This window comes from Pseudomonas marginalis (assembly GCF_008692035.1).
Taxonomy (GTDB): Bacteria; Pseudomonadota; Gammaproteobacteria; order Pseudomonadales; family Pseudomonadaceae; genus Aquipseudomonas; species Aquipseudomonas marginalis.
Window position 1 is genome coordinate 80,010 of the sequence record NZ_VTFG01000002.1, and the last position, 21,725, is coordinate 101,734.

19 protein-coding genes, 1 tRNA gene and 1 pseudogene are annotated in these 21,725 nt (G+C 61.2%); 12 read left to right on the forward strand and 9 right to left on the reverse strand.

The genetic code is table 11. From position 1 onward, the window contains the following. Window positions 1-18: 18 nt before the first annotated feature. The 9 genes from FX984_RS20260 to FX984_RS20300 all read left to right on the forward strand — a co-directional run bounded on the left by FX984_RS20260 (window position 19) and on the right by FX984_RS20300 (window position 10,808). Window positions 19-1,203, forward strand: a complete 1,185-nt coding sequence (locus tag FX984_RS20260) for an acyl-CoA dehydrogenase family protein (RefSeq protein ID WP_098479911.1) — start codon at window positions 19-21, stop codon at window positions 1,201-1,203. A gap of 9 nt (window positions 1,204-1,212) precedes the next feature. Then, window positions 1,213-2,535: an amidohydrolase gene (locus FX984_RS20265; protein ID WP_146477433.1), complete on the forward strand. Its 1,323-nt coding sequence runs from the start codon at window positions 1,213-1,215 to the stop codon at window positions 2,533-2,535. A 126-nt stretch (window positions 2,536-2,661) separates the two neighbouring features. After that, on the forward strand, window positions 2,662-3,582 hold the full coding sequence (locus FX984_RS20270; RefSeq protein ID WP_027603372.1) for an ABC transporter substrate-binding protein: 921 nt from the start codon (window positions 2,662-2,664) through the stop codon (window positions 3,580-3,582). Then, on the forward strand, window positions 3,579-4,691 hold the full coding sequence (locus FX984_RS20275) for a phosphotransferase (RefSeq protein ID WP_098479914.1): 1,113 nt from the start codon (window positions 3,579-3,581) through the stop codon (window positions 4,689-4,691). The genes FX984_RS20270 and FX984_RS20275 overlap by 4 nt, the downstream gene beginning before the upstream one ends. Then, the gene (locus FX984_RS20280) at window positions 4,688-5,560 is read left to right on the forward strand and encodes a sulfurtransferase (RefSeq protein ID WP_146477431.1); all 873 of its coding nucleotides are present in this window, start codon (window positions 4,688-4,690) and stop codon (window positions 5,558-5,560) included. Before FX984_RS20275 ends, FX984_RS20280 begins: the two co-directional genes overlap by 4 nt. Before the next feature lie 127 nt (window positions 5,561-5,687). Beyond that, complete coding sequence (locus FX984_RS20285; RefSeq protein WP_146477429.1) at window positions 5,688-7,835, forward strand: TonB-dependent siderophore receptor; 2,148 nt, start codon at window positions 5,688-5,690, stop codon at window positions 7,833-7,835. 75 nt (window positions 7,836-7,910) lie between these two features. After that, entirely contained in the window at window positions 7,911-8,504 is a 594-nt protein-coding gene (gene pnuC, locus FX984_RS20290; protein ID WP_092359234.1) for a nicotinamide riboside transporter PnuC, read from the forward strand. 114 nt (window positions 8,505-8,618) lie between these two features. After that, window positions 8,619-9,992: an LLM class flavin-dependent oxidoreductase gene (locus tag FX984_RS20295; protein WP_027603367.1), complete on the forward strand. Its 1,374-nt coding sequence runs from the start codon at window positions 8,619-8,621 to the stop codon at window positions 9,990-9,992. An 81-nt stretch (window positions 9,993-10,073) separates the two neighbouring features. Continuing rightward, window positions 10,074-10,808 carry a UTRA domain-containing protein gene (locus tag FX984_RS20300; RefSeq protein ID WP_146477427.1) on the forward strand — a complete coding sequence of 245 codons (735 nt, stop codon included), beginning with the start codon at window positions 10,074-10,076 and terminating at the stop codon, window positions 10,806-10,808. A 128-nt stretch (window positions 10,809-10,936) separates the two neighbouring features. Here FX984_RS20300 and FX984_RS33225 read toward each other — a convergent pair. From FX984_RS33225 to FX984_RS20330, 6 genes and pseudogenes are all read right to left on the reverse strand, one after another. Beyond that, window positions 10,937-11,458 (reverse strand): annotated as a pseudogene (locus FX984_RS33225) (methyl-accepting chemotaxis protein); the annotation flags it as partial. A 1,802-nt stretch (window positions 11,459-13,260) separates the two neighbouring features. After that, window positions 13,261-13,336: transfer RNA gene (locus FX984_RS20310), tRNA-Gly, on the reverse strand. Between the two features lie 60 nt (window positions 13,337-13,396). Beyond that, window positions 13,397-13,957, reverse strand: a complete 561-nt coding sequence (gene pgsA / locus FX984_RS20315; RefSeq protein ID WP_027603207.1) for a CDP-diacylglycerol--glycerol-3-phosphate 3-phosphatidyltransferase — start codon at window positions 13,955-13,957, stop codon at window positions 13,397-13,399. Between the two features lie 32 nt (window positions 13,958-13,989). After that, on the reverse strand, window positions 13,990-15,813 hold the full coding sequence (gene uvrC, locus FX984_RS20320) for an excinuclease ABC subunit UvrC (RefSeq protein ID WP_027603206.1): 1,824 nt from the start codon (window positions 15,811-15,813) through the stop codon (window positions 13,990-13,992). A gap of 1 nt (window position 15,814) precedes the next feature. Further along, on the reverse strand, window positions 15,815-16,456 hold the full coding sequence (gacA, locus tag FX984_RS20325; RefSeq protein WP_003190387.1) for a response regulator transcription factor GacA: 642 nt from the start codon (window positions 16,454-16,456) through the stop codon (window positions 15,815-15,817). A gap of 151 nt (window positions 16,457-16,607) precedes the next feature. Continuing rightward, complete coding sequence (locus FX984_RS20330; RefSeq protein WP_027603205.1) at window positions 16,608-16,973, reverse strand: helix-turn-helix domain-containing protein; 366 nt, start codon at window positions 16,971-16,973, stop codon at window positions 16,608-16,610. An 81-nt stretch (window positions 16,974-17,054) separates the two neighbouring features. Here FX984_RS20330 and FX984_RS20335 point away from each other — a divergent pair, with 81 nt between their 5' ends. After that, window positions 17,055-17,294 carry a DNA-binding protein gene (locus FX984_RS20335; protein WP_065947535.1) on the forward strand — a complete coding sequence of 80 codons (240 nt, stop codon included), beginning with the start codon at window positions 17,055-17,057 and terminating at the stop codon, window positions 17,292-17,294. Window positions 17,295-17,329: 35 nt separating this feature from the next. Here the strand turns inward: FX984_RS20335 and FX984_RS20340 are convergent, their stop codons facing one another. Beyond that, a complete protein-coding gene (locus tag FX984_RS20340; RefSeq protein WP_098479918.1) occupies window positions 17,330-17,761 on the reverse strand; it encodes a GNAT family N-acetyltransferase in 432 nt (143 codons plus the stop codon). After that, window positions 17,761-18,510, reverse strand: a complete 750-nt coding sequence (locus FX984_RS20345) for a carbon-nitrogen hydrolase family protein (protein WP_027603202.1) — start codon at window positions 18,508-18,510, stop codon at window positions 17,761-17,763. Before FX984_RS20345 ends, FX984_RS20340 begins: the two co-directional genes overlap by 1 nt. Before the next feature lie 623 nt (window positions 18,511-19,133). Between FX984_RS20345 and FX984_RS20350 the strand changes: the two genes are divergently transcribed. After that, on the forward strand, window positions 19,134-20,198 hold the full coding sequence (locus FX984_RS20350) for a 3-deoxy-7-phosphoheptulonate synthase (protein ID WP_027603201.1): 1,065 nt from the start codon (window positions 19,134-19,136) through the stop codon (window positions 20,196-20,198). A 171-nt stretch (window positions 20,199-20,369) separates the two neighbouring features. Beyond that, window positions 20,370-21,188, forward strand: a complete 819-nt coding sequence (gene dkgB / locus FX984_RS20355) for a 2,5-didehydrogluconate reductase DkgB (protein WP_027603200.1) — start codon at window positions 20,370-20,372, stop codon at window positions 21,186-21,188. Here dkgB and FX984_RS20360 read toward each other — a convergent pair. After that, entirely contained in the window at window positions 21,185-21,607 is a 423-nt protein-coding gene (locus tag FX984_RS20360; RefSeq protein ID WP_146477422.1) for an ANTAR domain-containing protein, read from the reverse strand. The genes dkgB and FX984_RS20360 overlap by 4 nt on opposite strands. Window positions 21,608-21,725 lie beyond the last annotated feature (118 nt).

Consider the following 21,725-nt stretch of genomic DNA (forward strand, 5'->3'; position numbering starts at 1 on the left):
TCTTTGATGGACCTTTCCATGACCGATTACCTTGCCCTCGCCCACCAACTCGCCGCGCAGATCCAACCCGGTGCCGCCGAACGCGACGCCGGCAGAATCCTGCCTTATGCGCAGCTCGACCTGATCCGCGAATCCGGCCTGGGCGCCGCCCGGGTCCCCACTGAGCTGGGCGGCGGCGACGTCAGCCAACTGCAGGTGGCACAGATTTTCATCACCCTGGCCAAGGCCGATCCGAGTGTGGCCCAAGCGCTGTTTCCGCATTTCGCCACGGTAGAGCACCTGCGCCTGATCGCCAACCCCGAGCAGCAGCGCGAGTACCTCGGTGCCTTTGCCGAGCGCCAGTTGTCATCGGGCGCGATTGCCGAACGCAGCGGCACCTTTCGCGGTGAAATCCACACGCGCCTGGAGCGTCGCGGCGATCAACTGGTGCTCAATGGCAGCAAGTTCTACAGCACCGGTTGCCTGTTTGCCGACCTGCTGAAGATCCAGGCCGTGGACGAGGCCGGCAACGCGGTCTACGTGATGCTGCCCGTCGATACCGCCGGGATCACCCTGCTGGATGATTGGGACGGCATGGGCCAGCGCGTCACCGCCAGCGGCAGTACCCTGCTGGACAATGTGCCGGTGCGCCCCGAGCAAGTGATCCCGTTGGCGCAGTGGTATCAACGCCGCAACTATGTCGGCGCCAGTGCGCAACTGATCCACTGTGCCCTGGATGTCGGCATCGGCCTGGCAGCCTTGGATGACGCGGTAGCATGGGCGCGCACTGGCTCGCGACCGGTGCGCGAAAGTGGCGTGGACCAGGCGCGCCACGACCCGTACATCCTGCACACCCTCGGCGATCTGGCCGCGCGCATCCATGGCGCCGAAGCGCTGGTGGAGAAAGCCGCCGGGGCGGTCGACCTGGCCGCACGCACGCAGTTGCAGGGGCTGGCGCAGGGTGAGGAATTGGAAGCTATTTTGGTGAAGTCCTCGATTGCCGTGGCCGAAGCCAAGATCGCCTCAACCCGCGCCGCCCTCTTCGTGTGCGAGCGCCTGTATGAAGTCGGCGGCGCAGCCACCACCCAGTCGCGCTACAACTTCGACCGTCACTGGCGCAACGCACGCACCCACACCACCCATGACGCCCTGGCGTACAAGTACAAGGCAATTGGCGATTATTTGCTGAACGCGAAAGCACCGCCGATTGCGTTTACTTATTGAGCCCTGGATATGTTGAAGCTACCGATTTCCCTGCTGCTTCTGTCTGGCTCCGTGTCGGCCGCCGAGCCTTGGGACGACCTGGACGCGCAGATCAGCCAGGCATTGCCCGGCGTGATAGAGCTGCGCCACGCGATTCACCAACAACCCGAGCTGGGCAATCGCGAGTTCCACACCGCCGAGCGCATCGCCCAACGCCTACGGGAACTGGGGCTGGAGGTGCAGACCGGCATCGCGCATACCGGTGTCATTGGCATTTTGCCTGGTGGCAAACCTGGCCCGGTGGTCGCGATTCGCGCCGAACTGGACGCGCTGCCGCTCACCGAGGAAACCGGCCTGCCGTTCGCGTCGACAGTGCGCAGCAAAGATGAAGGCGCTGACTTTCGCAGCCGTGGCAAGGACGTCGGGGTGATGCACGCTTGCGGTCACGATGCGCATATGGCGATGGCGCTAGGGGTTGCCGAGGTGTTGGCGGCCCATCGCGAGCAGTTGCCGGGCACCCTCAAGCTGATCTTCCAACCGGCCGAAGAAGGGCCGCCGCTCGGTGAACAAGGCGGCGCGCAATTGATGATCAAGGACGGCGCGCTGCAAAATCCCGCGCCAGCGGTGATCTTCGGCATCCACGTAACTGCGGGTACGGCGGGGACTTTCACGCTCAGCCGGCAACGCACCACGGCGGCAGCCGACACCTTTGTCGCGCGCATCATCGGCCGCCAGACCCATGCGGCCTTCCCGTGGACCGGCATCGACCCTGTGCCCGTCGCCGCCCAGGTGATCCTGGCCTGGCAGACCATTCCCAGTCGCCAATCCAACCTCAGCCTGTTGCCAGCACCGGTGATTTCCGTGGGCCGTATCGAAGCCGGGGACCGCCACAACATCATCCCCGCCGAAGTGCGCCTGGAAGGTTCGATTCGCACCGTCAGCGATGAACAGCGCGAGGACGTGTTGCAGCGCATGACCCGCACCGCCGAGCACATCGCCGAAGCCTCGGGGGCCACCGCCAAGGTGGACTACCTGCCGGGGAATTACCGCGCCGGCTACAACAACACTGCGTTGGTCGACCAGTTGATGCCGGTGCTGCAACAGGTGTCGACCACGCCAGTACGGATCGACAACGGCACTTACGGTGCCGATGACTTCGCTGAATACGCCCGCCAGATTCCGGGGATTTTCATGCGTATGGGCGTGACACCGCCTGCGCTGGAGGGCAAAAACGTGTGGCCTACCCATTCGCCGGGCTTCCAGGTGGATGACCCGAGCCTGGCGGTGGGGATCCGGGCACTGAGTCGGATGACGTTGAGCTACATGATTGACGCTCCTCGGTTGTCGCCCTAGGGTCCGGAACGGTGAATTCAGACCGCGCTGCGGTTATATCCATAGCAATAAAGGATATTGGTATATACCAGATCACTCCCTTATAAATCGCTTCCATCAAAACACGTTGGACTGGAGTGGCAAGCGATGGTGTCGGTAAAGGTAATGCTCGAGTACTTCCATCCCTGGCCGAATTCGGCGGGTTTGTACCTGGCGCGGGAGCGCGGCTGGTATGAAGAGCTTGGCCTGGATGTGGAATTGGTGGTGCACGACCCCTACCGTGGCGACACCCTGCAGCACCTGCTGGCCGGTGCGGCGGATTTTGGCGTATTTCCCAGCAACCGCCTGCTGGTGCGCCGTGCCCTGGGCCAACCGTTGCAAGGCATCGCGGCGATCAACCATGCGGGCCTGGAGTCGATCCAGACCCTCACCGATTCCGGCATCCGTCGCCCGCGAGACCTGGTCGGCAAGCGCCTGGCCCTCAACCCGACACCACGTGGCCTGGCCATGGTGCGCCACTTGGTGAGCCGCGACGGAGGTGACTTCGACGCGGTGATCCTGGTGGACAGCGGTGTGCGCGAACTGCGCCCCGAGCAGCTCGCCGAAGGTATCGCCGACGCCAGTTTTGGCGGTTACTGGGCCTGGGAAGCGTTGATGCACAGTCCTATCGAAGCGGCGCGCCGCGTGGTGTTGCCGGTGGACGACATCGGCGCTCCGGCCTATCACAGCTACCTGCTCGGCACCCACGAACGCACCCTCGCCGACAAACCTGAAGTGGTGCGTGACTTCCTCGCGGCCACCGCCCGCGGTTACCTGGCCGTGGCGCAGGATCCGGCGATTGCCCTCGCCGCCTACGAACACACCACGCCGTATTTCCCGGCCGAATTGCTAAGTGCCTCGCTGCATAAAATCGCCCCGACCTGGCTGCATGAAGGCCGCTGGGGTGAGCAACGCCAGGCGCTGCTGGCACCCTACGCCGAATGGCTGCACGAGCATGCGGTGCTCGACGATCCGCAGGTGTGGCAAGGCGCAACCAGCAACGCTTATCTGCCCGAGGTGAGCGCATGAACCCCCAACGCACCGCTCACGGCCTGGGGCTGGAGCCGGTTGCCGCCGATTGGCCGGCCCTGCACGAAACCGACATCGCACACCTGCTGCGGGAGTACCCGCAACTGGGTCCGCTGCATAGCCTGCATTGGCATAGCCCACGGCCGTTTTCCGCCGCCGGATTGATCACCACCGGTAACGCGACGCTGTTCGTCAAACGACATCACCAACGGGTGCGCCAAGCCGCGTGGCTGCAAGAAGAACACCAACTGATCGCCCACCTGCATCGCCGGGGCGCGCCGGTGGCGGCGGTAGTGCCGAATCGACATGGCGCGACGGCCACGGTGCAAGGTGAGTGGACCTATGAAGTGCACCACGTTGCCAAGGGCCTGGACCTGTACCGCGATGCGCTGTCGTGGTCGCCGTTCCAGAATCTTCAGCATGCCTTCGCCGCCGGCCAGGCGTTGGCGCGTTTGCATCAGGCCGCCGAACACCACGACGCGCCCCGACGCCGGACCCATGTGCTTCTGGCCAACGCACGGCTGATCGAACAGTCTGCGCCCCTGGAAGCCATCGCCAACATCGCCAGCCCTTACCTGGCAGGCAAGGATTGGCGAGCCCAACTCAGCGAACTGTTGTTGCCGTGGCACAACGCGTTGCACCCGTTGCTACGTGAACAACCACCGTTGTGGACTCACAACGACTGGCACGCCTCCAACCTGTTATGGAATGCTGATGGCAGCGTTTCGAGCGTGCTGGATTTCGGCCTGGCCGACCGCACTTTCGCCCTCTTCGACCTGGCCACGGCCATCGAACGCAACGCCATACCCTGGCTGGAACTGGACACTGGCGGTGCGGCTCGCGCCGATCTCGACAGCGTCGATGCGCTGCTTGCCGGTTATCACCAGGTGCGCCCGCTGGGCGCGAAGGATCTACATACCCTCAGCGCCTTGCTGCCGTTGGTGCATGTAGATTTCGCGCTGTCCGAAGTGGCGTATTACCAGGATGTGGTGGGCTCCACGGCCAGTGCAGATGTGGCGTACTACAGGTATCTGCTGGGCCATTTGCGCTGGTTTGCCGGGCTGCAAGGGCAACGTCTGCTCGGCCATATCCGACGGAAAACCGTATGAGTATTCTGGTCGATAGCCAATGGCTGCAGGCGCATCTGGACGACCCTGGAGTAGTGGTGCTGGATGCCACCGTCGTGCTGCCCTCACCCGAGTTCGATGGCGATTACCGCGTCGATAGCGGTTACGACGGCTGGTTGCAGGCACATATCCCAGGCTCGCGGCATGCCGACCTCTTGACTGAACTGGCGGACACCCAGGCCAGCTTCAGCTTTGCCTTGCCGCGCCCCGAGGCACTGGTGAGCGCCCTGGCAAACCTTGGCGCAGGCGAAGAAAAAGCCGTGGTCATCTATGACCGTGCCGACGGCTTCTGGGCCGCACGGTTGTGGTGGATGCTGCGTGGAGCAGGTATCGACGCCAGGGTGCTGGATGGCGGTTTCAACGCCTGGCGTGAAGCCGGTCTGCCCGAACACAGCGGCTCTGCCAAGCCGATAACGCCTGTGCCCCCTTGGTCAATCAACCCACGCCCAGAGCTATGGATTGACCGCAGCGGCGTAGAAGCAATCGTCGCTGGCAACGCACGGGGACAACTGATCTGCGCCCTCGGCGCGGCCCTTTTTGAAGGTACCGCTGCCACCCGCTACGCCCGACGCGGGCATATCCCCGGCAGCCTTAACCTGCCGGCCCGCCTGCTGTTCGACGCCCACGGCCGCTACCTGCCCAAGGATGCCCTGGCCCTGGCGATTGGCCCCACGCTGCTGCACAGCGAAGGCCCTTTGATCCTGTATTGCGGCGGCGGTATCTCCGCGGCTGCCAACGCGCTGGCCCTGACCCTGCTGGGTCGCCAGGACATCGCGATCTACGACGGCTCCTTGCAGGAATGGGCCGCCGACGCACGTTTACCAATGACTACCGGAGCAGCTCCGGCCTGACGCCACTTTCGGCGAATTCGGCTTTTTCATCACGAACTGGCAACCCGTCCGTTGCGCAGCGCTGGGCCCCTTTGCGCCCGATAAAGGCGTACGGCAATGGCCGGCAGACCTTTGGAGCGCTCTTTATATGGCTACACCTTACCGTCACACGCTGCTCGCCCTGAGCATCACCCTCGCCGCTGCGGCGGCCCATGCCCAGGATGCGACGCTGGACACCGTTACCGTCGTCGGCCAGGAAACCACCGACTATCAGGCAAAAAAAGCCGCCGTGGCCGGCTTCGATAACGCGCCGTTGCTGGACACCCCGGCGTCCGTCGCCGTGATCACCGAAGCGCGCCTGAAAGACCAGCAGGCACGCCTGCTCAGTGAGGTGTTGAAGAATGACGCCTCGGTGGGCGACAGCTATGCGCCGGTCGGCTACTACGAGAATTTCGTGATCCGTGGCTTCGCCCTCAACCCGGCCAGCAGCTACAAGATCAACGGTCGCACCATCACCGGCGAGCAGAACGTGGCGCTGGAAAACAAGCAACAAGTGGAAGTGCTCAAGGGCCTGGCCGGTTTGCAAAGTGGCGTCTCCGAGCCCGGTGGGCTGGTCAACTACGTGAGCAAGCGCCCGGAAAATGTGCGCTCGGTGACGGTGTCCACCAACGAACAGGGCGAGCGCTACCTGGCCACCGATGTCGGCGGCTGGCTCGGCACCGAACAGCAAGTGGGCGTACGCATCAACCTGGCCCACGAAGACATCCGCTCCTATGTCGAGCACGCCGACGGCAAGCGCGACTTCGCCTCGTTGGCGCTGGATTGGAACATCAGCCCCAACGCCCTGCTGCAACTCAACGCCGAGTACCAGGACCGCGAGCAGCGCTCGGTGCCGGGCTATCAATTGCTCGGCGGCACCGACGTGCCGCATCACGTTTCGCCCAAGGACCTGCTGGCGTACCAGAGCTGGTCGAACCCGGTGGGCATCCGTTCCCTGAACCTCGACGGGTTGTTCGAATACCGCTTCAACGACGCCTGGAAGGCCAGCTTCAGCGCCTCCCGCAGCCGCGTGGTGATCGACGACTACAGCACCTTCGCCTGGGGTTGCTACGGTGCCGCCAGTTGCGCCAATACCGCTGTGCCCAACCACTTCAGCGCCGAGGGCGATTATGACATCTCCGACTACCGCAGCCCCGACGACACCCGCCGCAACGAAGAAGCACAGGCTGCACTCAATGGCCAGTTCGACACCGGTTTCCTCAAGCATGACCTGACCTTCGGCACCACCGCGTTCCGTCGCCTGGTGGACCGGCGCACGTCGGTCAACGCGTACATCGGCGAGGGCAATATCTACCAGCCGTCACCGGTACTGGAACCCTACGACGGCCCGCTTGGCCACACCTACCGGCGCCTCGACAGCCGCCAGTACGGCCTGTTCGCCAGCGACCGCATCAGCTTCAACGAGCAGTGGCAAACCATCCTCGGCGGGCGCCAGGTACGCCTCGATGAAGAGACTTACAACCAGGCCGGCGTCACCACTCGGCACACCCAGCGCAGCGTGTTCCTGCCCCAGGTGGCGCTGATCTATAAACCGCGCCCGGACACCTCGTTGTACGCCAGCTACAGCAAGGGCCTGTCCCTGGGTGGCGAGGCCGCGTGGTTCAGCAGCAACGCCGAGGAGGTGCTGCCGCCGACCACCTCGCGCCAGCTGGAGGTGGGGGTCAAGCGTGACTTCCAGCGCCTGAGCCTGACCGCGGCGCTGTTCCAGATCACCCAGGATTTGCAATACAACCGACCGAACGACGACGGCACCATCACCTTCGTGCAGCAAGGCAAGCAGAAAAATGTGGGCCTCGAATTGTCCGCCAACGGCCACCTGACTTCCGACCTGCAAGTGTCGGCCAGCGTTGCAGCGATCCGCGCCCGGGTCAGTGGCAGCGGCACCGACGACTACGACGGCCACCAGGCAATCAACGTGCCCAAGCTGCGCGCCAGCCTGCACGGTGACTACAGCATTCCCGGCGTCCCTGGCCTGGCCTTGCTCGGCGGGGTGCAATACAGCGCGAGCAAATACGCCAACCGCGAAGCTACGGTGAAGGTCGACGACTACGCGGTGTTCGATGTGGGCGGTCGCTACAGCACCAAGGTGGGCGATTACGCCACTGTGCTGCGCCTGACTGTCGACAACCTGTTCGACAAACGCTACTGGCGCGATGTGGGTGAATCCGCAGGCGACGGCTACCTGTTCCTGGGTGCGCCGCGCACGGCGCGATTGTCCGCCACCGTCAATTTTTAAGGCCGAGCGTTACCCTGGCCGACCAGCTCAAGCAACAGGCGTTGCACCTGGAAAATTGGTTTTTGAGAGAACCCTATGTCGCCACTCGAAATCGTCGCCGTACTCTTCAACATCGCCGGGGTCTGGCTCACCGCACAACGGGTGCGCTGGTGCTGGCCCGTCAGCGTGGTCGCGGTGTTGTTGTATGCCTGGATCTTCTTCGATGTGAAGCTGTATTCGGACATGCTCCTGCAACTGGTCTTTGCCGTGCTGCAAGGCTATGGATGGTGGCGCTGGAGCACCGGCCGCGTTAATGCCGGCAAGGTGCGGGTGGAACGCCTGCCGCTTCAGGAAGCGTGGCGGCACGTGCTCGCGGGCGTGATCGGAGCCGTGGCCCTGGGTGCGGTGATGCACCACTTCACCGACGCCGCCCTGCCCTGGCTGGATTCGCTGCTCACGGCCTTCAGCCTGGTCGCCAGCCTATGGGCGGCGCGCAAGTACGTGGTCAGTTGGTGGCTGTGGATCGTGCTGGACGCGGCCTATGTGGGCTTGTTCCTGTACAAGGACCTGCAACTGACCGCTGCGCTGTATGCCGGTTTTGTGCTGCTGGCCGCCTACGGTTTGCGTGCGTGGCAACGTGACCTGCAGCAGCAGGAGCATATAACCAAAGTGTCGGCTAACAGCGTTTAATATCATTAAACACAAAGCATTTATCACGTTTAAATATAAACAAACGCCCGGCTGTTCTTAGGCAGCAGACCTGCCCCCGCGTGTCCCCCAACCTTTTTTCCCGCAGGAAGCACCATGTCCGATCCCACCCCGCTGTTATTCGGCCTTTATGAACAAGCCAGTGTCGGCTGCGGCGGCGCGCCCAGCCTGTGGACCCACCCGGCGGATGAACGGCTGAACATCAACACCCTCAAATACTGGTCGAACCTGGCCCGCACGGCGGATGAAGCTAACCTGGACCTGATGTTCTTCGGCGATGTGCTGGGCTTTTACGACGTATTTGGCGGCTCTGAAGCGATGGCATTGAAATGGGCCGTCGAAGCCCCCGCCAACGACCCGCTGACGATCATTCCGGCGCTGGTGGCCCTCACCGACAAACTCGCGTTTGGCGTCACCGTCACCACCAGCTACGAGCACCCGTTCACCCACGCCCGACGCTTCAGTACGCTTGATCATTTGTCCGATGGGCGCATCGGCTGGAACATCGTCACCTCGTATCTGTCCAGCGCCGCGCGCAATTTCGGCCTGGAGCAGATGATCAAGCACGATGACCGCTATGAGCGCGCCGAAGAATTCCTGGAGGTGGTCTACAAGCTCTGGGAAGGCAGCTGGGCGGATGACGCCGTGGTTGCCGACAAACGTTCGCAGACCTACGCCAATGGCGCGCGGGTGCGCCCGATCCAGCACGCGGGTGAACATTACCGCGTCGCCGGCCCGCACCTCAGCTCGCCGTCGCCACAGCGCACGCCGTTGCTGATCCAGGCCGGCTGGTCGGCACGGGGCCGGGAGTTCGCGGCCAAGCACGCGGAACTGGTGTTTATCGCCAAGTCCAACCCGCTGGATATCCGCGAGGGCCTTGAAGATATCTGGCGCCAGGCCGAAGCCCGTGGCCGTCAGGCCGCCGATGTGAAGTCGCTGACCGTGCTGCGCATCGTCACCGCTCCCACCGCCATCGAGGCACAGAAAAAATACGACACCCTGCAAAGCAACTATCACCTGCAAGCACAGTTGGTGAGCTATGCCGGCGACACCGGCATCGACATCAACCGCTACGCCGACAACGAAGCGCTGTCGACCCACACCGAAGGCATGACCTCCTACGTGATGCGACCCGATGGCAGCGGCAAACCGTTGACCGCAGGCGAGGTGCGCCAACGCTTTGCCAATGTCACCCGTGGCAGCGACCTGATCCTGGTGGGCACCCCGGAGCAGATCGCAGAAAAGATCGAGGAGCACGCACGCATCTCCGGCACCAGCGGCTACATGCTCAACCCGCTGATCAGCCCAGGTTCGTTGAATGACTTCGTCGAACTGGTGATCCCGGCCCTGCAAAAACGCGGGCTGTACCGCACCAACGCGCAAAGCGGCACACTGCGCTCGCGCCTCAGCGTCGATGGCAGCGATCGCCTGCCAAGCTCGGCCCATGGCGCTTCGTTCCGCTTTGCCTGAAGCCTGCGTGGGACCAGGTGACCTGCGCCAACAGGAACGGTAGAGTCACCCCCACGCCATGCCTGCACACGGAACCCCAGGATGCCTTTCGACCCTATTTCCCCGCACTACCAGCGTATCCGCGAACAGATCGCCAACGACATCGCCGCAGGCAGGCCCCAGGCCGACGAGAAATTCCCCTCCGAGCGGGACATGATCGAACGCTTCGGCTGCACCCGCGTCACCTTGCGCCAGGCCCTGCAGCAACTGGAAGCAGAGGGCCTGGTGTATCGGGAAAATCGCCGGGGCTGGTTTGTCAGCCCGCAGCGCATCCGCTACGACCCGACGCGCATCAGCGGTTTTATGGATTACGTCAGTGCCCAGGGTCGCACACCGCGCACCGAGTGCCTGCACGCCGAACTGCGCCCGGCTGGCCCGTGGCTGGCCAAGCGCATGGGTTTGTCTTCGGTGGATGAACCGGTGTTTTTCCTGCAACGCCGCCGCTGGATCGATCGTCGCCCGGTGCTGCTGGAATTCAACGCGCTGCTGGCCAGCTGGTGCCCAGGCCTGCTGGAAGCCGACCTCAATACCTCGCTGACCCAACTGCTGCGCGAGCGGTTTGCACGGGTGCAATCCCGTTGCGAGCTGGAGATGCACATCGGCACGGTGAATGAAGAACAGGCCGAGCTGCTACAACTGTCGCCGGGTTCCACCAGTGTGTACCTGGAGCGTTTGAATTTCGGTGAGGACAACCGGCCGGTGGAATTCGACCAGGAATTCTGGCGCCCGGATGCGTTGTCGATTGTGATGGAGACTCGGTACCCGGGAACTCACTGAGACGTCAACACGTCGCTGACAAGTCCAGTGCAGTTGATATTTATCACTTCTTGTCGAAGCATCCTGCTGAGTAGCCCAGCGGTCGCGCATAAACGTCAGTCCGGCTGTGAAAAGCTGTCCTGAATCCACTAAGCCGCAGAGAAGAACGCCACTTTAGCGGTAAGACGATCCGCTAAATCTGATAGCTCGATGCTGGCTGCTGCCACTTGGCGCGCGCCATTGGCCGACTCAACCGTCGAGCCATGAATGCGGTTGATGTTTTCAGCGACCTCGTCGGTCACGCTACTCTGCTGCACGGAGGCACTCGCGATCTGGGCGTTCATATGACTGATAGCGGCCACCTGCTCACTGATCCTCGCCAACGCCTCCTGCGCACTGCGCGTTTGTGTGACCGTTTGGCTCGCCAGCTCACAACTATCGCGCATGGTTTGAGATGCTGTTTCGGTACCCGATTGCAACGTACTGATCATCTCTCGAATTTCTTCGGTCGACTGCTGTGTCCGGTTGGCCAAGGAACGTACTTCGTCCGCTACCACCGCAAATCCACGCCCGTGCTCGCCAGCTCTAGCAGCCTCGATAGCTGCGTTCAAAGCAAGCAAATTGGTTTGCGAGGCGATGGAGTTGATTACGTCGATCACTGACGCAATATTTTCACTATGTTTGGAGACCTGGTTCACGGTAGCAGTCGTTTGCTCGAGGGTTAATGCCAGCTGTTCGATAGCAACCGTGGTGCTTGCAACCAATTTGTTCCCACTTCCCACGTCAGTATCAGCCAACCGGGAGGCATCAGCTGCCTGCGCGGCATACCCGGATACTTCATTAACCGTCGCCGACATTTGCATGATGGCTGCGGCTACCTGCTCGGCTTCGCGGGTTTGCAAGCTGGTCTGCTCATTATTAGCCGATGATGCGGCAGACAACTGGGTGGCCGAGTAATTGACTTCTTGGGCCGCCTTGCGTACTTGACGAATGGTCTCTGCGAGATGGCCCAGCGTGTCTTTCAGGACGCCCATGACACTGCCGGGATACTCTGTGGAAATCGTTTGATTCAGATCACCAGCTGCCAGTCGCTCGATGGCCAATGCAACGTCTGTGGGCTCAGCACCCAGCGTGGATTTAACAAAGCGAATAAGTACGGCCGACAACGTGATGCTCAGCAGCAGGGCAATACCTGTCGCGATAAGCATCAGCGTACTGAACTGGCTGGCGGTTGCCTGCACTGCGCCCAACTTCGCCTTGATTGATACTTCCTCGTAGTCGATCAATGCATTGACGCGCTTGAGCCACTCACTGTAATCCAAAGACGTTTGACGCATCAGCAGCGCCTGAGCCCCTGGTATGTCACCCGCCTGGCGCAGGGAGATTACCGCCCTGGTGGAGTTAAGGGTTTGTTGTTCGATGTCCTTGATAGCGCTCAGTAATCGAACCTCCTCGCCAGTTACGCTTGCGCCCTTGAACAACTGATCCATTGGAGCTGCCGAGTCAGAGTAGGCCTTTTCCAAGGCTGAGACTTCCGATAAGTGTTTTGCCAAATCCAAATCAGTCGTTACCAGCACGGCATCCCGAATAGCGATGGCACGGTTATGGACACTGCCTCGGAAATTGATTGCGTAGCGCTGCACCTTTGCGGCATTTTCGCTTACGTCGCCCAAGGTGGAGTCAATGAACGCAACGCGGTGAATGCCGATGGTGGTTATCAATATGAGCAGCGCCAGGATGGCCGCGAAACTAAGCCCTATGCGTGTGGCCAACGAAAGCGTTTTCTTCATGGAAATCTCGGAAACATGACCTGTACAGGCCTGTGTTGATTTGGAAGACGCGAACGGTGCTACCGGCCCATCACGCTTAATACCTCTACGATACGTAGACGCAGAATGGTCATCTAGTGAGTAATACGCACGGCCATGATAGCTCATAGCTATCATGGCCGTGCGCATGCTTCACAGTGGGCCTCGCGAGTTAGGCAGCAGGTACCAAGGCAGAGAGCGTATGGGTAACCGTGCGGTAGACACGTATTGACGAAATCATCTTAGGCCGGGCATTTACGAGCTTTTGGTGTCCGGGAGAGAGCCTTTAGCCCAGTGGTCAGATGCTTCGGCAGAGCCTCGCGGGCCGCATCTGCGAACCGAGTAGTCCTGTTCGCTCCTTGCCGTTGTCTTTTGGAATGCGCTTTCCCGTAGAGGTGGCGGGAAATACGACCCTGAACACAACCGGTTCCAGATGCGGTAGAGGTTATGATCGCGTTGCCGATCAAAGTCCGTGTGCTCTACCGCATTACGCACAGAGCGACGTAAACCGATTCAGTGTGCGTCCGAACTCAAGACTCTCATTCAGGACTTAAAAACACTGGATGGTGCTGGATTTCAGGGGTTCCCGCCGGAACGAAAAAAGGACCCGAAGGTCCTGATTTCAATCGCTTGCAGAATTCAATGGAACTCTGCAGCGCTATATTTGGAGCGGGAAACGAGACTCGAACTCGCGACCCCGACCTTGGCAAGGTCGTGCTCTACCAACTGAGCTATTCCCGCTTGGTGATGCGCATTCTATAGAATCCTCAGCACCCGTCAACCCCTTGATTCAAAAAAGTTTTATTTCTTTTCAACGGTGGTGCGCAGATGCGGCCAGGCGGCGCGCAGATATTGGAGCATCGACCACAGGGTGAGGCCCGCGGCGATCAGCAGCAAGGCATAACCCGTGAGGACCCAGAACGAGAAGTCCGACGGGTTGGCCAGCAGGATAACCAGCGCGAGCATTTGCGCGGCGGTTTTCCATTTGCCCATGTTGGACACGGCAACGTGGGCGCGGGCACCGATTTCGGCCATCCATTCGCGCAGGGCCGAGACGACGATCTCGCGGCCGATGATGACCGCGGCCGGCAGGGTCAGCCACAGGTTGCCGTGTTCCTGCACCAGCAGGACCAAAGCGACGGCCACCATGAGCTTGTCGGCCACCGGGTCGAGGAACGCGCCGAAGGGCGTGCTCTGTTCCAGGCGGCGCGCCAGGTAGCCGTCGAGCCAGTCGGTGGCGGCGGCAAAGGCAAACACTGAACTGGACGCCAGATAACTCCATTCGTACGGCAAATAGAACAACAAAATGAAAATAGGGATGAGCAGGACGCGTAGAACGGTGATCAGATTAGGGATATTCATCGGCACAACTGGCTACGAGGTGGAAAGGCATTCTATTCGCTATGCAGATTCGCATAAATCAACTCAGCGAGCTTTTTACTGATACCGGGTGCTTTGGCTATCTCGTCAATGCTGGCACGGGACAGCTCCTGCAAGCCACCAAAATGTTTAAGCAAGTCGCGACGTCGCGTCGGGCCAACCCCTGCCACCCCTTCCAGGGTTGAGGTTCGTCGGGTTTTGCCACGGCGGGCGCGGTGGCCGGTAATGGCGAAACGGTGGGCTTCGTCACGAATCTGCTGGATCAAATGCAACGCGGGTGAGTCGCCCTTCAAAGTGAACTCATGGGCGGCATCATTCAAGTACAACGTCTCGAAACCCGCCTTGCGCGTCGTGCCCTTGGCCACGCCCAGCAGGATCAGGTCAGGCACCGCCAGCTCATTGAGCACGTCACGGGCCATGGACAGCTGGCCCTTGCCGCCGTCGACCAGGAGGATATCCGGCAACTTGCCCTCGCCATCCTTCAACTTACTGAAGCGGCGCGTGAGGGCCTGGTGCATGGCGGCGTAGTCATCGCCGGCGGTGACGCCTTCGATGTTGTAGCGCCGGTAATCGGACTTGATCGGCCCTTCCGGTCCGAACACCACGCAGGATGCCACTGTGGCCTCGCCACTGGAGTGGCTGATGTCGTAGCACTCCAGGCGCTGGGGCGGCTCCTCCAGGTTAAGGACTTCAGCCAGGGCGTCAAAGCGTGCGGCGACGTGCTGTCGGTTGGCCAGGCGCGCGCTCAGGGCTTGCTCGGCGTTGGTCACCGCCAGTTGCTGCCAGCGTGCGCGGGTGCCACGCACGCGGTGGCTGATGTCCAGCTCGCGGCCGCGCAATTCGTGGATGGCTTCGATCAACGCGGGGAAGTCTTCGTGCACCACATTGACGATCAACTCCGACGGCAGGTCGCGCTCGGGGCTGCTCACGTAGTATTGGCCCAGGAAAGCGGCCATGACTTCGGCGACCTCCTCGTCAATACCGGTCTGCGGAAAGAAGTTCTTGCTGCCCAGCACTCGCCCACCGCGCACGCTGATCAGGTGCACACAGGCACCGCCCGGATTGACGAAGGCCGCGATCACGTCGACGTCGCCGGTGCCGCCTTCCATGCTTTGCTGGTCCTGGACACGGCGCAGCAGCGAAATCTGGTCGCGCAGCTCGGCGGCCCGCTCAAAATCCAGGGTGCTGGCCGCCTGCTCCATGGCGGTGGAAAGCTCATCGGTGAGGGCATTGCTGCGCCCTTCGAGGAACATCACCGAATGGCGCACATCCTCGGCGTATTCGGCCGGCTCAACCAACCCCACACAGGGCGCCTTGCAGCGCTTGATCTGGTACTGGAGACAGGGCCGGGTGCGGTTCTTATAGAAGCTGTCTTCGCACTGGCGTACAAAAAAGGTTTTTTGCAGCAGGCTCAGGCTTTCCCGAATGGCCCCGGCGCTGGGATAAGGCCCGAAGTACTTGCCCTTCGCCTTCTTCGCCCCACGGTGAATGCTCAGGCGCGGGAAGTTGCCGTCGGATAAAAACACATAGGGATAGGATTTATCGTCACGCAGCAGAATGTTGTAGGGCGGTCGCCATTCCTTGATCAGCGTCTGCTCAAGCAGCAGCGCTTCGGTTTCGTTGGCAGTGATGGTGGTTTCGACCTGGGCGATACGCGCCACCAGGGCGGCGGTTTTCGGCGCGAGACCGGTCTTGCGAAAGTAGCTCGCCAGACGACTCTTGAGGTTTTTGGCCTTACCGACATACAGCAGGCGTGCCTCGCTGTCGAACATGCGGTACACGCCAGGGCGGCCACTGCAGGTTGAGAGAAAGGCACTCGGATCAAACGGTGTGGTCATGTCAGGCGCTGGCGTCCACCATGCCGTGGCGCACCGCGAGCAGGGTCAATTCAACATCACTGCTGATGGCGAGCTTCTCGAAGATGCGATAGCGGTAGGTGTTGACGGTCTTGGGCGACAGGCACAGCTTGTCGGAGATCGTCTGTACCTTCTGGCAACCGACGATCATCAGGGCAATCTGGATTTCCCGCTCCGACAGCGCATCAAACGGCGAGTCGCTGGTGGGCTGGAAGGACTTGATAGCCAATTGCTGGGCGATCTGCGGGCTGATATAGCGCTGGCCGGCAAACACCAGCCGAATGGCCTGGACCATTTCCGCCAGGCCCGCACCTTTGGTGAGGTAACCGGCAGCGCCAGCCTGCAGCAGGCGTGTCGGAAACGGGTCTTCCTCGCACACAGTCACCACCACGACCTTGATGTCCGGATGGCTGCGCAGCAATTTGGTCGTCGCGCCAAGACCGCCGATACCAGGCATCTTGACGTCCATCAACACCACATCGGGTTTCAACTCCCGGGCCTTGATCAGGGATTCCTCGCCTGACTCGGCCTGACCGACTACTTGCAGGCCATCGATGTCAGCCAGCATTCGTGTAATGCCTGTACGAACGAGATCATGGTCATCGACTACTAGCACCCTAATCAAGCAGACACCTCGCGAAATGGTCTTATAGGTTGCTGAACACCTTAGCAAAAAACCAAGGCACAGACCTAATAGCACGCGTCATATAGAGAGAGATTGATTGAGCGACAGCCATCCGCCGGGCGGCAGATGGCTCAATTTGCTGGGCGAAGGGTCAGGAATCCTGGGGCTGTGGCTTGGGTTTTCCATTCATCGCAATCGAGTGCTCGGCCAACGTCGAGGTCAAGCGACGGATCGCAGCCTGGTCTTCCTTGAACATTGCGCGATAATCCCCGAGGACTTTTTCTTCAATCTGGCTCAGATTCTCCAATTGAATCGGCGTGGCTGCGCCGGTCAACACGTAAAGTACATCCACGCCTCTTTCGGCGACACGAGACAGGTAATCCGCTTTAGGCGCACGCCCTCCACTTTCATATTTACCTTGTGCGTTGGCTTCAACGCCTCCGATTTCACCAAACACTTTTTGCGACAGGCCAAGTCGCTCCCTTTCTTGCCGTAAACGCGAACCGATTCCACTCATTTGGATGTATGATCCTATTTGGCACACCCCAAGAGGTGACACATTCATCTCTTATTAAACAAACTTGAACGGTTTTGAACTATGCCCGGAATCCGTACCGCTGCACAAGCCAAGGCCTGGCTGGAACATCAAGGAAAGTCAGTTCAAGCGTTCGCCCGTGAACATGGCGTAGATCCGGCAACCACCTATCAAGTGCTCGCTGGGCGCAAAAAGGGACGGCGTGGGGAAGCCCATAAGGTAGCGGTCCTTTTGGGCATGAAAGAAGGGATCATCCTTGCTGAGACGGGAGACCTGAACAACGATCAGGAAGTCGGCGCCTGAGGCCAGTATGCGCTTATAAGGAGTGGGTGCACGTTTTAGCTTGAGCGACAAACACGCTCCATACGCCAGAAGCAGTCTTCTTCACCTACGATGCTGAGCCCCATGCGCTGATAGAGCCTCCTGGCCGGGTTGGTCTTGAATACGGTCAAACGCAACAGTCCCAACGTTTGCGCCTTGAGCGCCATCTGCTCCAACACCCAGCCACCCGCACCCAACCCGCGATACGCCTCGAGCAGATGCAACTCGCGAATATAGAGGGCCCGGCTGTCGCGGCTCAGGCTGATAAAGCCCAAGACACTGTCGTCCCGGCAAATCAGCCAGTTTTCCCGATCGGCCCAGGCCGTATCAAAGCCGTCGTTGGACCACCACAACCCGTACTGCACGTAGTAGCGGGCCATGGCCTCGTGGGTCAACTTCCGCGCAAAGGGCAGGTCCTGGTCCGTTGCAGCGCGCAGGTGAAAAGCCATTAGACAGCCATCACGTGGCTGACCCAACCCCCGCCATCGCGACGGGCAATCAGCAACGCATCCCCCACGCCAGGTACAGCAGCAAGCAAACGGCCATTGGCGGCCCAGATCGCACTGCGACCGGCGCAGGCCCAGCCACCCGACGGGCCGCCATGATTGGCCATCAACACCAGCAGGCCATGTTCAGCGGCATAGGCTTGGAGCAGCGCACTGTCCGTGGCGTAGCCGCCTTCACTGATCAACACCCCGGCGGCATACACCGTGGCGCCCGCTCGCGCCGCGGCACGGGGATGGCTGGCCTGGGAAAAATCTGCGCACACCGCCAGCGCAATCCGTTCATCCCCACGCTCAAGGACCGCACCGCCCTGCCCTGGGACAAACACAGCCTCTTCGCCGGCATGCAGATGCTGCTTGGTGTAGACCGCCAGGGAGCCATCCGCTCCCAGCACCAACGCACCGATCAGCACGCCCGCCTCTGGCGTCAGTCGGATCGGCATTCCCACCACCGCCGTCAATCGCAGCTCACGTGCCATCTCGCGCAGGGGTGCCAGCACCTTGTCCCACGGCGCAATCGCCAATTCAGCGGCCAGCGACGGCTCATACCCTGTCAACGACAACTCGGGGAACACCAGTAATTGCACACCCTGTTCCGCCGCCGTGCGCATAAATACGAGGTGCCGTTCAATATTGGCTGGGACATCGCCCGCGATGGAAATGGATTGAGCAGCAGCAAGGGTGAAGGCAGTCATGGTCGCGTCCAAGCAATCAGTATCAAAGTGCAAACAGCATATCGGCACTCCCCCCATAGCCGTAAGTCCCACACCGCAATAGAAATTACTGATTGAATCTGCCTGCGTGCCTCGAGTAAGCTCCCCCATACATTTGGAGACACACCATGTTGCAACTCACCCACACTCAGGTTTGCCCTGCTGCCAGCGCCCAGCGCTCGGTGTCGGCTACCCGTGTGAACGGTTCGAGCGCACTGGTCAGCTTTTATTTTGGGTATTGGTTTAGCCACTGGCGCGCCTGATACCTGAAATCGGCGCCCACTTACCAAGGGGTCGCCTACCAGAGAAATCTAACCCCCGGTCGGCTCCCCGACCGGGGGTTTTGTTTTTTCAGGTCTCCATAAACTTTTCAACTTGATCAAGAACACTTAGAGGAATCACGACATGAACTACGCCACCTATTACCGCTACGACATGTGCACTGCATGGCGATTTAGCCAGCTCCGCTCGGGACAGCCTGCCGCCTCCGATCGGTCACCTATCGGTGGCAAACCAACACACGTCGCCGATACGGCGAATTGTCGAACACCCCAGTAGGCCGAGCGCGCGGGAATAGCCCGCCGCTTGCCCAGGAAACCTTGAATATGAACTCCTCCGTCGCCGCTCTGCCCCTCTCTGCCTTGAACAGTGCCAATGAAGCCCTGACCCAGCGCCTGCCCAGCTCGCTTGAGCTCAAGCACCAGTTGCCCCTCAGCCCGTTCCTCAACGAACAGATCCACGCCCACCGCCAAGCCGTGCGCGCCATCCTCAATGGCGAAGATTCACGCTTGCTGGTCATTGTCGGTCCGTGCTCGATCCATGACCCGGAATCGGCCATGGAATACGCCCGTAACCTGAAGAAGCTGGCCCTCGACGTCGGCGACCAGATGCTGCTGGTGATCCGCGCCTATGTCGAAAAACCCCGCACGACGATCGGCTGGAAAGGCCTGGCCTACGACCCTCGCCTGGATGGCAGCGATGACATGGCCGCCGGCCTGACCCTGTCCCGCGAGCTGATGCGCGAAATGCTGCGCCTGGGCCTGCCGGTCGCCACCGAGTTGCTGCAACCCATGGCCGCCGGCTACTTCGATGACCTGCTCAGTTGGGTGGCGATTGGCGCGCGTACCACCGAGTCGCAGATCCACCGCGAGATGGCCAGCGGCCTGGGCATGCCCGTGGGCTTCAAGAACGGCACCGATGGCGGCGTCGCGATTGCCTGTGACGCCATGCGCTCGGCGTCTCACCCGCACCGCCACTTCGGCGTCGATAGCCAAGGCCATCCGGCGATCATCCAGACCCCGGGCAACCCCGACACCCACCTGGTGCTGCGCGGCGGGCATCACGGGCCGAACTACGATGTGCAGAGCGTGGCGCGGGTAAGACACGACCTGGCCAAGTCCAAGGTCACCCCGCGGATCATGGTCGACTGCAGCCATGCCAACAGCAACAAGGACCCGTTGCGCCAACCGGCCGTGTTCAACGATGTGCTGGAGCAGCGCTTGCAGGGTGATACCTCGCTGATCGGCATGATGCTCGAAAGCCATTTGTTCGAAGGCTGCCAGCCATTGAGCCCGTCGATGAAATACGGGGTGTCGGTGACCGATGGCTGCCTGGGCTGGACCGCCACCGAGCAGTTGCTGCGTGCGGCTGCCGAGCGCCTGCGCGCTTAAGGCTGATGGATCGAGGCGCTGCTGCCGCAGGTACAGCGCCTCATGAGAACCTGCGGCACACAGGCCATTCGTGACGTGCAGGCAAGAGTCCTTTTCGGCGTCGACGGTGTTTCCGAAGCAACGACGAGGGGATACTCAACGCCATTGCCTACGGCCCTATTGGAGTTACCGATGTCTACCCTCACGCCAAAAGTCCCTGCCTTCGGCCTCGGCACCTTTCGCCTGCAAGGCCAGGTGGTGATCGATTCCGTCAGCACCGGCCTGGAACTGGGCTACCGTGTCATCGACACCGCGCAGATCTACGAGAATGAAGCAGACGTTGGCCGGGCCATCGCCGCCAGCGGCATCCCGCGGGACGAGCTGTTTGTCACCAGCAAGATCTGGATCGCCAACCTTGCTGAAGGCCGGCTGATCCCAAGCCTCAAGGAAAGCCTGCGCAAGCTCGAGACCGATTACCTGGACCTGACCCTGATCCACTGGCCATCGCCGGAAGACCAGGTGCCCGTCACCGAATTCATGGGGCAGTTGCTGGAAGCCAAACGCCTGGGCCTGACACGCCAGATCGGTGTTTCCAACTTCACCATCGCCCTGATGAAGCAGGCCATCGCAGCCGTGGGTGCCGAGCACATCGCCACCCACCAGATCGAATTGCACCCTTATCTGCAAAACCGGCAGGTTGTGGATTTCGCAACCGCCAACGGTATCCAGATCACCTCGTACATGACCCTGGCCTACGGTGAAGTGCTCAAGGACCCGGTGATCCAGCAGATCGCCGAGCGCCATCAGGCCACCCCGGCGCAAGTGACCCTGGCCTGGGCCATGCAATTGGGCTATGCGGTCATCCCGTCCTCAACCAAGCGTGCCAACCTGCAAAGCAACCTCAAGGCCCTGCAACTGACCTTGAGCGCAGCTGACATGGCGCACATTGCCGGGCTGGAACGGGGCCAGCGCTTGACCAGCCCCAAGGGCATCGCGCCGAAGTGGGATTAAACCCCCGCCACCGGTGTGCGGGATAACTCGCGCAGCCATGGCAACACCCGCAGGCCGGCAGTGGCCTCGGGGGGATCGATGATGTCCATGAAGTGTTCGAGATTGACGTTGTCCGGCACGCCGGACAGCCGCACCAGCACCGCCGGCGTTACGCCGGGGTGTGCGCCCACATCCAGGTGATCGTAGACCAATACATGGCGCACCTGGGGCTGGGGCCCACGGGCCTGGGCCGTCAGCCCCGCATTGATGATCAGCACGTCGAAGGGTTCGGCCGGGATGGCCGTGAGTATCTGGACTTCCTCGAAGGTTTGTACCGGCACGATCCGGTGGTACCCCAACTGATTGAGCATTTTTTCGATATACAACCGTTGCAGGTGTTGTTCATCGGCAATCAGGATGGTCAGTGCTTTGTTCGGCATGGCAAACCCCTGGGCAGGCAGCGCTCGTCAGTGAGCGAGGCCCATTTTCCAGACATATCCCGAAGACAAAATCAGGCATGTTCCCCCTTCTTGTAGGAGTTCTCCCAAATCAACCGAA

Coding starts and splice junctions, on each gene's coding strand:
- FX984_RS20260 (WP_098479911.1), top strand. CDS start 19: ATGACCGATTACCTTGCCCTCGCCCACCAACTCGCCGCGCAGATCCAA.
- FX984_RS20265 (WP_146477433.1), top strand. CDS start 1,213: ATGTTGAAGCTACCGATTTCCCTGCTGCTTCTGTCTGGCTCCGTGTCG.
- FX984_RS20270 (WP_027603372.1), top strand. CDS start 2,662: ATGGTGTCGGTAAAGGTAATGCTCGAGTACTTCCATCCCTGGCCGAAT.
- FX984_RS20275 (WP_098479914.1), top strand. CDS start 3,579: ATGAACCCCCAACGCACCGCTCACGGCCTGGGGCTGGAGCCGGTTGCC.
- FX984_RS20280 (WP_146477431.1), top strand. CDS start 4,688: ATGAGTATTCTGGTCGATAGCCAATGGCTGCAGGCGCATCTGGACGAC.
- FX984_RS20285 (WP_146477429.1), top strand. CDS start 5,688: ATGGCTACACCTTACCGTCACACGCTGCTCGCCCTGAGCATCACCCTC.
- pnuC (WP_092359234.1), top strand. CDS start 7,911: ATGTCGCCACTCGAAATCGTCGCCGTACTCTTCAACATCGCCGGGGTC.
- FX984_RS20295 (WP_027603367.1), top strand. CDS start 8,619: ATGTCCGATCCCACCCCGCTGTTATTCGGCCTTTATGAACAAGCCAGT.
- FX984_RS20300 (WP_146477427.1), top strand. CDS start 10,074: ATGCCTTTCGACCCTATTTCCCCGCACTACCAGCGTATCCGCGAACAG.
- pgsA (WP_027603207.1), bottom strand. CDS start 13,957: ATGAATATCCCTAATCTGATCACCGTTCTACGCGTCCTGCTCATCCCT.
- uvrC (WP_027603206.1), bottom strand. CDS start 15,813: ATGACCACACCGTTTGATCCGAGTGCCTTTCTCTCAACCTGCAGTGGC.
- FX984_RS20330 (WP_027603205.1), bottom strand. CDS start 16,973: ATGAGTGGAATCGGTTCGCGTTTACGGCAAGAAAGGGAGCGACTTGGC.
- FX984_RS20335 (WP_065947535.1), top strand. CDS start 17,055: ATGCCCGGAATCCGTACCGCTGCACAAGCCAAGGCCTGGCTGGAACAT.
- FX984_RS20340 (WP_098479918.1), bottom strand. CDS start 17,761: ATGGCTTTTCACCTGCGCGCTGCAACGGACCAGGACCTGCCCTTTGCG.
- FX984_RS20345 (WP_027603202.1), bottom strand. CDS start 18,510: ATGACTGCCTTCACCCTTGCTGCTGCTCAATCCATTTCCATCGCGGGC.
- FX984_RS20350 (WP_027603201.1), top strand. CDS start 19,134: ATGAACTCCTCCGTCGCCGCTCTGCCCCTCTCTGCCTTGAACAGTGCC.
- dkgB (WP_027603200.1), top strand. CDS start 20,370: ATGTCTACCCTCACGCCAAAAGTCCCTGCCTTCGGCCTCGGCACCTTT.
- FX984_RS20360 (WP_146477422.1), bottom strand. CDS start 21,607: ATGCCGAACAAAGCACTGACCATCCTGATTGCCGATGAACAACACCTG.